The organism is Colwellia sp. MB02u-9, assembly GCF_014077085.1.
Classification (GTDB): Bacteria; Pseudomonadota; Gammaproteobacteria; order Enterobacterales; family Alteromonadaceae; genus Cognaticolwellia.
On sequence record NZ_JACGVF010000094.1, the window covers coordinates 359,661 to 372,088 of the forward strand.

The following is a 12,428-nucleotide window of genomic DNA, read 5'->3' on the forward strand; positions in this document are numbered from 1 at the left end:
AATCAAAACTTAAGTTAACGTAACAATTAGTCACTATTCTGACAGGATGAATGATATTAGCAAAGAAATTTAGCTGATAATATTATTTATCCTGTTGTAAATAATGGATAAAACATATACAGCTAATATAAATGAACATTAACGAACATAAGTTAACGTTTTTTAACATCATTTAACACCGAACAATAACATCACTGGATTTTGCATGACTGACTATATTCTATCAATTGATCAAGGCACTACCAGCTCTCGGGCTATATTATTTAACCGTGATGGCCGAAGTGAACATTCTGCCCAAGAGGAGTTTTCACAACATTTCCCCAATGATGGCTGGGTTGAACATGACCCTGATGATATTTGGCGCACAGTAGAAAGTACCTGTAAAAAGGTTATTGCTGCCATTGATAATAGCACTGATACTATTAAAGCCATTGGTATTACAAATCAACGTGAAACGACATTGATATGGGATCGCAAGACTGGCATACCCATTTATCGCGCTATAGTTTGGCAAGATCGTCGTACCAGTGAGTACTGCCAACAACTCAAAAGCAATAATATAGAAACATTAATCTCTGAAAAAACGGGATTGTTAATCGATCCTTATTTCTCTGCCACTAAAATACGCTGGATTTTAGACAATGTAGCAGGCTCCCAAGCTCGTGCTGAAAACGGTGAATTAGCATTTGGTACCCTTGATAGTTATATATTATGGAAATTAACCAACGGAAAAGAACACCGCACTGATGCAACAAACGCATCGCGTACCATGTTGTTTAATATACACAGCCAAGAATGGGATGAAGAGTTATTAACTACATTCAATATTCCTCGCTTGTTATTGCCTGAAGTTATGGACTCGTCTGATAATTTTGGTGTCTCAGATAAAAATATTTTAGGCGTTGAAATTCCTATTTTAGGTATGGCTGGTGATCAACAGGCCGCGCTATTTGGTCAAACCTGTTTCCGTGAAGGTATGGCCAAAAGCACCTACGGCACGGGGTGTTTTACGATTGTTAATACCGGCAACACCGCACTGAAATCATCAAATAGATTACTAACAACCGTAGCCTATAGACTTAATGGCAAGGTTACCTATGCTTTAGAGGGCAGTATTTTTATTGCCGGAGCGACTATTCAATGGTTGCGAGATGGCTTGAAACTGATTGATGCCGCTTCAGAGGCAGAACCGTTAGCGCAACAAACACCTGTTGACCATGGTGTTTATTTAGTCCCTGCATTTACGGGCTTAGGGGCTCCTTATTGGGATCCAAATGCCCGAGGAGCCATTTTTGGTTTAACACGAGATACGGGGATAAAAGAAATAGTCACCGCGGGTTTACAATCAGTGTGTTATCAAACTAAAGATTTACAAAGAGCGATGGAAAGTGATGGTGTACGCCCAATAGCATTGCGCGTTGATGGTGGCATGGTTGCTAATAACTGGCTGATGCAATTTCTTGCTGATGTATTAGGCGCGACGGTTGATCGTCCTCAGATCACCGAAACTACAGCATTGGGGGCGGCTTATCTTGCCGGACTTAAAGCTGGAGTATATAACTCATTAGAAGATTTAGAGTCGATGTGGCTTCGCGAAAAACGTTTTGAACCTGAATTTGATAAGTCCACGCGTGATCATCTGTATGAAGGCTGGCTAAATGCCGTCCGTCGTGTACAAAGTGAATAAAAACAATTTATGCAAAGTTACCTTAAAGGTATGAGGACTAGATAAATCCTCGGTACGTTCAAAGAAAGGTATAAGACTGATATTTCAACCACATTAATATCTACTATAATCAGTGCGGTTATCAGGCAAGTCAAACCTTCAGACACCGCATATCCTATGGTTGTTCTTGACTATTTAGTGGTTAAAACCAGACAGACTGAGGTGTTTTTGCATTCAGAAAAACGTAGCACGAGCACTACACAAGCTAGTGTGTCGACTAAACAGTCAAGTATAGTGTCGGGAGATTTTTCGCTGGAAACTTAATCTCAGAACTTTGACCGCTTTGATAGCATCACAACAGAATGCAAAATCAAAGCGGGCTCTGTTAGTCTATTTCGTCGGTAACACACCCTAGCGATGCAGATTTTACCGTGGCAATATACTTTCGTAATACACCATTGGTAGCTCTATAAGCCGGTTTTATCCATGCGGCTTTACGCTGGGCAATTTCAGCCTCGTCTACTTTCAGTTCCAACTTGTTCGTCACTGCATCAATACGGATAATGTCGCCATTTTGCACCAAAGCAATCAATCCACCTTCTGAAGCCTCAGGGGTAACGTGTCCAACAACAAAGCCGTGAGAACCTCCAGAGAATCTACCATCAGTAATTAGTGCTACGTCTTTGCCAAGACCAGCACCCATTACTGCTGACGTTGGTTTTAGCATTTCAGGCATTCCAGGCGCTCCCTTTGGCCCAGAATAACGGATAACGATAACCTCTCCTTTTTGTACTTCGTCTTCAATGCCTTTTATTGCCGCGAATTCATCTTCATAAACTCTTGCTGGACCTTCGAATACTTCACCTTCTTTGCCTGTAATTTTGGCAACTGAGCCTTCAGAAGCCAAGTTTCCATAAAGAATTTGTAAGTGACCCGTTGCTTTTAATGGGTTACTTAAAGGTCTGATGATATCTTGAACTGCTGGCAGGCCAGGTAAATCAGCTAAGTTTTCTGCAATGGTTTGCCCTGTAACGGTCAAACAATCACCATGCAACAAACCTTCAGCCAATAAATACTTCATTACCGCAGGGATCCCGCCTATGGCATGTAAGTCTTGCATTAAGTATTCACCTGAGGGCTTTAAGTTTGCCAACAATGGCGTTTTGTCAGCCATAGCTTGGAAATCATCTAAACCTAAATCAACACCACAGGCTCGCGCCATGGCTATCATATGCAAAGTTGCGTTAGTAGAGCCGCCTAAAACCATGATCATTCTTAAAGCATTTTCGAACGCTTTTTTGGTCATAATATCTTGTGGTTTTATGTCTTTTTCCAGCAGATTTTTAATGGCATCACCCACTTTGGTCACTTCTATCTTTTTCTCCTCACTCACCGCTAGATTAGACGAAGAGTAAGGCAGGCTCATCCCTAAAGCCTCAATCGCTGAAGACATAGTGTTTGCGGTGTACATTCCACCACAAGCGCCCGCTCCTGGGATCGCATTTTGAATCACACCTTTATAGTCTTCATCAGAGATAACGCCCTGTAATTTTTTTCCATAAGCTTCGAAAGCAGAGACAATATTCAAGTCTTCACCTTTCCATTTTCCCGCTTTAACAGAGCCGCCATAAACCAATATACCTGGACGATTAACACGCGCCAAGGCCATCATTGCCCCGGGCATGTTTTTATCACAGCCAACGATTGCCACCATAGCATCATAATATTGAGCACCGGCAACCGTTTCAATAGAATCAGCAATTACATCACGAGAAACTAAGGAATACTTCATGCCTGCCGTTCCGTTTGAAATACCGTCACTCACCCCTATGGTGTGAAAGATTAATCCCACCAAATCAGCAGCAATGACACTTTTTTTGACTTCTTTAGCAAGTTCATTTAAGTGCATATTGCAGGGGTTGCCTTCCCATCCTGTAGAAACGATACCCACTTGTGCTTTTTTCATGTCCTCTTCTGTCAAACCAATCGCATAAAGCATGGCTTGTGAAGCAGGTTGTGATTCGTCTAAAGTGACTGTTTTTGAAAACTTATTTATTTCTGACATTATTATTTTCTCCGAAACCATCATTGAATAACTTTTATTAGAACAGATCGCAAAAAAATAACTTTTGAAACCAACCCAACGCTGCTCTTTCTCCGCATGCATTGCATTTTCTGTTCTATTACTATATTTTTATATTTTTATACCGAAACTACTTGAAGATGCAGGGATCAGTAAATTAGAGGTGCCATATATTAATAGCAACGCCTTTACATACACAATTGAATAATGAGTATCCCTATTTATAAACCTCACCTTTTCATTTTTGCGATCAGTTTTGCACGTCAATAGGATTAAATAATCCCTACTTGGCGTAAGGTAAAGCTGTTGGTCAAAAGAAAGTAGTTAACTATATCTGTTATCACTATGATACAAATATAGTTAACTACTGGGTGTCCACTATAGGCTTAGATATAACCCAGTATAAAATACATGCTCTGTGAAGAGCTAAAGCATCACTAATTTACGCTCAAGCAAAAATTTTAGCCGCGAGCCAACTATTGCTTAGACATTCAAATTTAGAAAGCACAATTGAATATTTCGCTGTTGAAATAGACCATGCTTTATCTATATCAGAAAGCACTGAAACTTAATGCCGATTTTAAATGTCTCAAAACCTGAGGCGATTTCGCTGCCTTTGGAGGGAGAGTTAACCATAACTATTGCGATAAAGCAGTCGTTTTTTGGTGTTCAAAATCGCCCCAACAATGACTCTCTTGAGCGCTTTGCAGACGTTAGCAGAAAAATTATGACTGCGATATTAATACTTTAATTTTTTCGTCTTGTATTAGCATTAAAATAATCGCCTTATTAACTTCACGACGTGTTTTTGACTTATGCCAACGATTCCAACAAGCCACATTATCCCAGTTGGTGATAATCGTTCTAATATTAGGATTATTAATGTTGCGGTATGATGCGCCAGAAATATAACCTTTTGCTGTCATTATTGCGGTTAAACTTTTGCGAATTTCAGAATCGTATGTTCTTTCCATATCGTCAGCGAGTACACGCTCAATAATTACTTTTATCATTTTTATTTCAGTTACCCAATAGTTAAATTTACAGACATCATATTTTACCATCACTAGCCTATAGATATAACGCATTTACCTCATCATTGTAAGTGGAAAATAGCTGATGTTATCTTGGTGTTAAGGTCGATTATGCTGTTAAATTATCTGAGGCTATAGTTATTTAAGTTATAAAGAGCTGAGTAAAATCAACGTTTACTGTCAAAAGAATCCCAGAGTGATCATTTACGCCCTTCTTAATCACCCAAAAACTGACGTTATCCCTTACTTGTGGGTCCTCCTACGAAGTGTTTTTTAAACTAATTTTTCAGCAAAAAATGCTAACGTACGATCCCATGCAAGGTCTGCATTTTCTTTATCATAGCGACCAGTAGAGTCATTATGAAAACCATGTTGGGCATTTTTATACATGTGCATTTGATAAGGGGCTCCTACCTTTTTTAAGTCGTTCTCATATTCAGGCCAATATTTGTTAACTCTTTCATCAAGTTCAGCAAGCTGAATAAGTAACGAAGCCTTAATATTTTTCCTTAACTCACTTTGTGCAGGTGTGCCATAAAAAGGTACTCCAGCAACAATAAGATCAGACTCAATCGCAGCTAAATAATTAACTATGTAGCCGCCAAAACAAAACCCAACAGCACCGAGTTTGCCGTTACTTCTGTCATGCTTCTTGATGAATTTTGCTGCCGCAACGAAATCTTGTTGTATTTTAGAACGCTCCATGGTTTTTTGCATTGCTCTACCCTCGTCGTCATTCCCAGGATATCCTCCTAGTGTAAACAGAGCATCTGGTGCAAAGGCAAGATAACCCGCTTTAGCCAGCCGACGAGTGACATCTTTTACGTATGGGTTCAGTCCCCTATTTTCATGAATAACTAAAACAACGGGTAAAGTGCCTGTTTTTTTGGTTGGCGTGACTAAATAGCCAGCGCCTTTGCCGTAACCATTTGGGGAATAAAAGGTCTCATAGGTTGCTTTTATATCAGCGTCATTAAAAGAGACTTGTTCGGCTAAGACATAATTAGGCAGCAGTGTTGATGTTAATAAGGCCATTGAATAACCTACAGCAACCAAAGTACCTAATTTTGCCATAAAGGTTCTGCGATCCATTCCTCCATGGGCATATTCGTCGTACCAGTCAAATGCTTCTTGAGGGATATCACTATCTAATTTTTTTGACATGTTGATCTCACTTGTAAACTTTTCATTTTTAAAACAAGATGAATACTTATAACAGACTTATAAAAGTAGAATAATTTTTAAGGCTTCACAAATTTTAAAATCAAAATTTACCCATAGTGATTAAAAGTTAGGCTACTATCTCTACAGAAAATTAAAGACCAAATAACGTTAACTATTTGATGGTGATACTTTAGCCGCTGCAAAACCTACGCCGCAGTCATTTTGGGATTGTATTTAGTCTCTAAAAACGTTTATTTTCCGGTGGCTGGATCTGGGGTAAAGCTTTTTTAGACGCCCTAATAACGTTAAGATTTTCTCGCTATATCAGCGCTGAAACAGCCGCACAGTTTACATTTTTTAATTGTTATGACGTGCGGGGGGCAAACATAATAATAGCCATACCCAGAAGTGCTACTCCTGAACCCACTAAATCCCATGCTGTTGGGCGAATTCCTTCTATAATCCACAACCATAAAATAGCCATAAAAATATAAACACCACCATAGGCCGCATAAACTCTACCAGCGGCCTCAGGATGCAGAGAAAGCAACCACGCAAATGTGGCCAAGCTTAGCGCAGCTGGAACCAACAACCAAATTGACTTATCTTCACGTAACCAAAGATACGGTAAATAACACCCCATAATTTCAGCTAAAGCTGTAATGATAAAAAGACCGAATATTTTAAATTCCATCAAAAAAATCTCTCTTAGTAGTGAAAAAATCCCGCTTCAGCTTTGTATTCGCCAAAGCAAAGTGGAAAAAAGCTGTCATCTGCACCTTGTTGCTGGGCTATAAATGTGTCTCAACTGAATAACCATCGCTGAATAAATCGTGTGTAACGAGGCATGATCCAATAAACCATGAGAAAAACGATGACTCCTGTTACTGCAAGCGTAGTTATAAAGTGATTATCGGGAAAATGTAATAGTTGCAGCACGGGTGCAATGACTATCGGCACACCAAGCACTAAAGGGTAAATGGCAGACCATGTCACTATGCACTGTTTCCAGCGGACGGGGACTTTAGCTTTAGCTCTTTCAGGGGTAAACCAGAAGTCTAGCCCACTACTGATAAAAAAATCATCACCAGTGACTAATAACGGCTGAACCTTGTCAATCAGACGAGAGCGAGTCGGCGACTCCATCCAGTCTTGTAAATGTGCTCGAGTGTCAAATCGGATAATAATTGTGTAGGTTTCGGTCAGTCCAGAAATTGGACAGACAATGTGCCAGTCCAGATTCCCTTTTGAGGCTTTGCAAAGCGGCGCAATTTCATTAGACCAACTTTCGTAATCGGCATGCTTGCCCTCACGCACTCTATGCGTAATAACAACCGTTGCCCCTTCTATATCGCTAAAATTCTCAGCAACTTTATCTGTATTCATGTCTGCGTCCTTATATTGCTCAACGCCTAAATAGCAGGCTAAGTTATCGTTGGCTAAAATTGTTTAGCTGAGCGAAACCTAGCCAACTATTAGCTGTGTGTTTGAGTAAATTAGGTGACTCACTGTCTGTGACTGCCAAGTGTGTTTACACAAGCATAGGCTGAATTATTTTTGTTTCGCTTTGACCCTGTTTTTTGGGATTAATTTCATATAGGTTTAGCTTCGTCTAGGCTATTCACGGACTTATGTGATCGGACATAAAAATGAGATTTAGGTATTTTTCTAATATGGCTTAATGCGATAACCATTCCTCAATAATTCCAAAACAATGGCACGTAGCTTAAGTAAATATTGTTTAGCAACATTGTCTAAATAGCATAGTTTGTCAGAATACGTGGTTAAAGATAATCTTGAATATTATCAAAAGCCGTTTTATCATCTAATACTTTAGATAAAATCATCATGCCCTCTAAAGAGGCTAATAACTGAATAGCTTTAGCTTTGGCACTTGCTGCTGTCATGTCTTTTTCTTCAATATATCTTTGTTGTAACCAGTTTATATTCAATTCAAAAAAACGTTTAATTTCACTTTTTACTTGCTCTGGCAAGGCGTCTAACTGTGCGCCTAATAAACCACATAAGCACATTTGGTTATCTTTTTCCAATGCCGCTTTGAACATATTAATATAGAGCTTGATCGCACTACTTTCTGGTTGCTTTGCTTTTTCATCATTTAGTGATGCTAAGAATACATCGGTATACTGATGGGCTAATTCTGCAGCTAAATCAGCTTTGGTGCGAAAATAGTAATGCACACTTGAGCTTTTAATGCCGATTTCATCGGCAAGCTCTCTAAAGCTAAAATTACCGTAGCCGCCAGACCTTACTTTGTTTTCAGCTAATGTGAGTATTTGAGATTTTTTATTCATAAATAAATGCTATGTGAGAGGTTAAGTAAATAATGATGTTATTGAGTAGCTTTAAGGCCCGTATTAACGATATAAGCAGACAAGGTTACTGCTGATGTTAATTACTCAATAATATCAGCTATTATCAATGACTAAGTCATTTTATTCAAATACTTAATAATTTCGCTAAATAGATACTACTAAGATGCTGGTCCGTTTTTAGTGCTTTTAAACAAGAGTTCTTTTTGCAATAAACTAATCGCTGTATCAGCGGCGTTAATCGCGCCTTCAAGGTAACCCGCGTCTTGCTCAGAAAACTCACTCGCTGCCAAATATAAATTTAATGACGATAACTCTTGATAAAATCGCTTGATATGAAAATCAGGATGCGCCGGTGGCTCTGCTCTGTCGTTATCTGTGGCAACATGGACATCGTTACCCCAACTTTTTAAATAACATTGTTCATAGTCCTCGGCTGCTTCGCCAAACAATAACTTAAGCTGATTAACGCACTGGGCTTTTAAATCTTCAATAGAGACACTTTTTATCGCTTGGGATGAAAGTCCGATAAAACCAAACAATGCAAAACCCTGCTGATCTGCGGCTGAGGCATCATGAATTTCTACCATAGGTCCAACGCGACTAAATGCTTGTCCTGCCAAGCCATTGTCTCGCCAAAAAGGTGTGTTATAAGTCGCTATAAACTTTGCTTGGTTTGCCATCCAAGTGGGTACAGCCGCTAACGCTTTTGTTAACGCTTCACTCGCCCAATGAGCAGGCGTTAAGTATTCATGAATAAGTCTGGGTGGTAAGGCTAATATTAAATTGTCGGTTTCGTGAATAACCACCGAAGCATCTTTTGTATTTTTCACTGTTACTTGCCAAGTATCATTGACCTTTAGTAAACGATCCACTTGACAACTAAGCTGGTAATTACTTTTTGATAACTTAGCTTGTAAAGCCAAAATGAGTTTATATAAACCCCCTTCTAAACGATGCAATAAAGGCCCTTGACCATTTTTAATGATTTTAGGGGCTATATTGGTATGTTCATGATAAACAACCGCGCCAGCAATATGCTGATGAAATAAATTTTGCTGCAAATTAGCGGCTAATGCTTTCATACGATAATGATGCGGAAATATCCATGTTGGGCCAAGATCATGAAATAACGCTTCATCATTATTTCCCTTAGGCTGTTCGCTATGAATGCGCCCACCAAAAACATCTTTCGCTTCAAAAAGCACATAGGGAATATTTAACTGTTCTAACTGAAATGCTGTGTACAAACCAGCTAATCCACCACCAACAATAATTACGCGATTTTTATTCATTAACACCTCAAACCCACCTACCTACTGATAGATAATATTAACTAGCGTTCAATGTAAAAGCAAGCTATTTACAACGCGCTAGCAGCTACATTTAGCTACAAGTTAACATTTGACAATTGATATAAAAACAACCAAGCTACCTATCAATAGATAGACAGCTTGGTTGTTAGATAAAAAACTAAGTAAGTTGATAGTAAATAAAATAATGCTTATTTAACTACACTCATTAATTGGAAATAAAAATGAAAATATATGATGTTGAAGGTTTTCCTAATCCACTTCGTGTTCGAATGGCTTTAGCTGAAAAAAATGCGCTAGACCAGGTTACTTTTGTTCCTGTTGATGTAATGAACGCTGAGCATAGAAGTGATGCTTTCCTAGTAAAAAATCCAGCTGCGGGTGTTCCAGTACTCGAATTAGATGATGGTACTTATATTTCTGAATGTTCCGCTATTATTGAATATATCGATCACACATTTGCCGGTATTTCATTAACAGGAACGTCTGCAAAAGAGCGTGCTGTTATTAGCATGATGCAACGCAGAGCTGAATTTATGGTACTTGACGCTGCCGCTACTTATTTTCATCATGCGACTGATGGTTTAGGACCCGACCTTGAAATAGACCAAAATAAAGCCTGGGGCAATAAACAAGCTAAAAATGTACTGGCCGGTTTTAAATATTTTAATACCGTATTAAGTACCGCGCCTTATGTCGCCGGTGACGAATTTACGATGGCTGATATCACCTTATTTGCAGGTCTTGCTTTTGCTGATTTTGGTCAACTCACCGTGCCAAGTCAATACACACATTTACTTGCATGGCGTGCAAAGATTCAAGACCGACCAAGCCTTAAATAAAACTATATCGCGAGTTGTTTAACCGCTTCAATGGCATTAACAACTCGCTCCCCTTTACTCTTTTTTAACTAGGATTTATTGATGGGAATTCTTGATGATTTTACGCAAAGAGCCATTGTTCATAGTGCCTCGTTAGACTGGTTAGCCTCACCTATGCCAGGTGTTGAAAGAAGACCTCTAGATAGAGTAGGTGGCGAGGTGGCTAGAGCAACCTCCATAGTAAGATACGCAAAAGGCAGTAAATTTTCTCCTCATGTTCATACCGGCGGCGAAGAGTTTGTGGTACTTGACGGTGTATTTCAAGATGAAAGTGGAGATTTCCCTATCGGCTCGTATGTTCGAAATCCTCCGCAATCTAGTCATACGCCACGCTCTGATAACGGCTGTATTATTTTTGTAAAATTGTGGCAATTTCAACCTGAAGATAGAACCCATGTTCGCCTCCGGATAGATAAAATGTCAGCGATTCCTTCGCAAACAGTTGGCGTCTCTATTACCCCGTTATACCAAGACAAACATGAAGAAGTGTCGGTTTATTATTTTGAACCGAATACAAAAATGAGTTTATCGGTTCCTGAAGGTGCAGAGGTATTAGTATTAGCCGGGGAATTACAAGCACAAAATGATTTACTGCAAAAGCATAGCTGGATGCGTTTACCTTTAGGCGACACATTAACAGTAACAGCAAAAAGTAATGGCGCAAAAGTTTGGCTTAAAACAGGAAATTTATCTGATGTAAGCAACCAGATAAAACGGATTCAAGCGGCGAGTTGATTTTATAACTAAAGAATAAATAAAGAATAAACAGGGAGTAAATAAAGGCACATGCGATTCCCTTTCCTTGAGTTTTATTAAAATTTTTTTATCGTTTAAATAGACCCTGTAACAGTTTTTGTTACAGGGTCTTTAAATAAAGCATGTCATTAGAAAGTATATATCAAATAATTTCTGGCTAATGAATTTGTATCTCTTGATTGATCTTTCTTGTCTATATTCTGGGATGTTCAGCTTTTGTATCTAAAAAGTCTATTAAGCGCTGTTTTATATCTTCATAAAATGGTCTTCTATTCGCTAACAGTGGATATTTTGGCTGAGCTGAAAAGCTTAATTGTTAGTACTATTTTGACCTGATATCCTCATTATTGCTATGGTCTGTTTAAGAACGAGCAAGATACTCTTGACTCTAACCAGTGAACGCTAGCTTGTACTGTGCCCGCTGACAGTAATGTGTGTGCAATAAATAGAAAGGGAACTGAAATCTATGACCAATCCTTTAATTATTTCGATACTGAGATATTTAAGAGAGCAAAAAAGTTCCTGCTCGCTGCTTGATTTGGTAAAGCTTTGTGAACAAGACTTTCTTGCGCTTATTCTAACGGATGTCGCTCCTCAGATAGCCATTTTCCAAAAGAATTTTTTTGTTATGAATGCGCTGTATCAAATTCAACATGATATTCAAACAGAGGGTTTTTCACTGACAATTTTTCCTTTAGAAATCTGTCTGGTGCCACATTGTAATGGCGTTAAAAATTCCCTGACCACGCGCGATAATGATCTGGCCCACTACTATTTAAACTGGTCTAATTTGAATAACATCACTGTTGAAGAGGTTGAATCACTTTTTGCTAGTTTTTGGCAAAAATATCAGGCAGTAGATAAAGTTGGCGATGCCCTGACAACGTTAGGACTAAATCAAGGTGTGGATTGGTCTAAGATACGTCAGGCTTACCAAAAAAAAGTTTTCATTAATCACCCTGATAAAGGCGGCTGCGCAGATGACTTTATCAAAACCCGAGAAGCCTATGAAATTTTAAGGTTTTGTTATTATAAAACTTAACGGCAATTTTTTATTTATCTCTAATTCGTTAAGGGCCATATTAGGCGTTAGAAAATGACGCATTAAACGTTAAGTAAGTGGACGCTAAGTCATATGCCACATCATGATTAAGACCAACTATGATAGATCACAGCTCTACTTTGCTACCAAAGCCAA

At 38.8% G+C, this 12,428-nt stretch carries 11 protein-coding genes; 4 read left to right on the forward strand and 7 right to left on the reverse strand.

What is annotated here, in order from left to right:
• The first annotated feature begins 205 nt into the window (after positions 1 to 205).
• The gene (gene glpK / locus H4J65_RS10185) at positions 206 to 1,687 is read left to right on the forward strand and encodes a glycerol kinase GlpK (protein ID WP_182198051.1); all 1,482 of its coding nucleotides are present in this window, start codon (positions 206 to 208) and stop codon (positions 1,685 to 1,687) included.
• Between the two features lie 364 nt (positions 1,688 to 2,051).
• On the opposite strand, the gene ilvD is transcribed toward glpK, so the two are convergent.
• The 7 genes from ilvD to H4J65_RS10220 all read right to left on the reverse strand — a co-directional run bounded on the left by ilvD (position 2,052) and on the right by H4J65_RS10220 (position 9,575).
• Complete coding sequence (gene ilvD, locus H4J65_RS10190) at positions 2,052 to 3,731, reverse strand: dihydroxy-acid dehydratase (protein ID WP_182137770.1); 1,680 nt, start codon at positions 3,729 to 3,731, stop codon at positions 2,052 to 2,054.
• Between the two features lie 743 nt (positions 3,732 to 4,474).
• Positions 4,475 to 4,762, reverse strand: coding sequence for an antibiotic biosynthesis monooxygenase (locus tag H4J65_RS10195; protein WP_182137769.1), 288 nt, complete (start codon positions 4,760 to 4,762; stop codon positions 4,475 to 4,477).
• Between the two features lie 294 nt (positions 4,763 to 5,056).
• Complete coding sequence (locus H4J65_RS10200) at positions 5,057 to 5,947, reverse strand: dienelactone hydrolase family protein (protein WP_182198053.1); 891 nt, start codon at positions 5,945 to 5,947, stop codon at positions 5,057 to 5,059.
• A gap of 364 nt (positions 5,948 to 6,311) precedes the next feature.
• Positions 6,312 to 6,641, reverse strand: coding sequence for a YnfA family protein (locus H4J65_RS10205; protein WP_182198055.1), 330 nt, complete (start codon positions 6,639 to 6,641; stop codon positions 6,312 to 6,314).
• Between the two features lie 110 nt (positions 6,642 to 6,751).
• Positions 6,752 to 7,333: an antibiotic biosynthesis monooxygenase gene (locus H4J65_RS10210; protein ID WP_182198057.1), complete on the reverse strand. Its 582-nt coding sequence runs from the start codon at positions 7,331 to 7,333 to the stop codon at positions 6,752 to 6,754.
• A gap of 398 nt (positions 7,334 to 7,731) precedes the next feature.
• The gene (locus H4J65_RS10215; RefSeq protein ID WP_182137765.1) at positions 7,732 to 8,262 is read right to left on the reverse strand and encodes a TetR/AcrR family transcriptional regulator; all 531 of its coding nucleotides are present in this window, start codon (positions 8,260 to 8,262) and stop codon (positions 7,732 to 7,734) included.
• A gap of 179 nt (positions 8,263 to 8,441) precedes the next feature.
• The gene (locus H4J65_RS10220) at positions 8,442 to 9,575 is read right to left on the reverse strand and encodes an FAD-dependent oxidoreductase (RefSeq protein ID WP_182198059.1); all 1,134 of its coding nucleotides are present in this window, start codon (positions 9,573 to 9,575) and stop codon (positions 8,442 to 8,444) included.
• Between the two features lie 242 nt (positions 9,576 to 9,817).
• On the opposite strand from H4J65_RS10220, the gene H4J65_RS10225 reads away from it, so the two are divergent.
• The 3 genes from H4J65_RS10225 to H4J65_RS10235 all read left to right on the forward strand — a co-directional run bounded on the left by H4J65_RS10225 (position 9,818) and on the right by H4J65_RS10235 (position 12,272).
• Positions 9,818 to 10,435, forward strand: coding sequence for a glutathione S-transferase (locus H4J65_RS10225; RefSeq protein ID WP_182198061.1), 618 nt, complete (start codon positions 9,818 to 9,820; stop codon positions 10,433 to 10,435).
• A gap of 81 nt (positions 10,436 to 10,516) precedes the next feature.
• Positions 10,517 to 11,209, forward strand: coding sequence for a cupin domain-containing protein (locus H4J65_RS10230; RefSeq protein ID WP_182198063.1), 693 nt, complete (start codon positions 10,517 to 10,519; stop codon positions 11,207 to 11,209).
• A 487-nt stretch (positions 11,210 to 11,696) separates the two neighbouring features.
• Positions 11,697 to 12,272 (forward strand): DNA-J related domain-containing protein, encoded by a 576-nt coding sequence (locus H4J65_RS10235; RefSeq protein ID WP_182198066.1) that lies wholly within the window; start codon positions 11,697 to 11,699, stop codon positions 12,270 to 12,272.
• The last annotated feature ends 156 nt before the right edge of the window (positions 12,273 to 12,428 follow it).

What these genes read in the sequence shown, in the direction of transcription:
- glpK (WP_182198051.1), top strand. Translation starts at nt 206, where the DNA reads ATGACTGACTATATTCTATCAATTGATCAAGGCACTACCAGCTCTCGG.
- ilvD (WP_182137770.1), bottom strand. Translation starts at nt 3,731, where the DNA reads ATGTCAGAAATAAATAAGTTTTCAAAAACAGTCACTTTAGACGAATCA.
- H4J65_RS10195 (WP_182137769.1), bottom strand. Translation starts at nt 4,762, where the DNA reads ATGATAAAAGTAATTATTGAGCGTGTACTCGCTGACGATATGGAAAGA.
- H4J65_RS10200 (WP_182198053.1), bottom strand. Translation starts at nt 5,947, where the DNA reads ATGTCAAAAAAATTAGATAGTGATATCCCTCAAGAAGCATTTGACTGG.
- H4J65_RS10205 (WP_182198055.1), bottom strand. Translation starts at nt 6,641, where the DNA reads ATGGAATTTAAAATATTCGGTCTTTTTATCATTACAGCTTTAGCTGAA.
- H4J65_RS10210 (WP_182198057.1), bottom strand. Translation starts at nt 7,333, where the DNA reads ATGAATACAGATAAAGTTGCTGAGAATTTTAGCGATATAGAAGGGGCA.
- H4J65_RS10215 (WP_182137765.1), bottom strand. Translation starts at nt 8,262, where the DNA reads ATGAATAAAAAATCTCAAATACTCACATTAGCTGAAAACAAAGTAAGG.
- H4J65_RS10220 (WP_182198059.1), bottom strand. Translation starts at nt 9,575, where the DNA reads ATGAATAAAAATCGCGTAATTATTGTTGGTGGTGGATTAGCTGGTTTG.
- H4J65_RS10225 (WP_182198061.1), top strand. Translation starts at nt 9,818, where the DNA reads ATGAAAATATATGATGTTGAAGGTTTTCCTAATCCACTTCGTGTTCGA.
- H4J65_RS10230 (WP_182198063.1), top strand. Translation starts at nt 10,517, where the DNA reads ATGGGAATTCTTGATGATTTTACGCAAAGAGCCATTGTTCATAGTGCC.
- H4J65_RS10235 (WP_182198066.1), top strand. Translation starts at nt 11,697, where the DNA reads ATGACCAATCCTTTAATTATTTCGATACTGAGATATTTAAGAGAGCAA.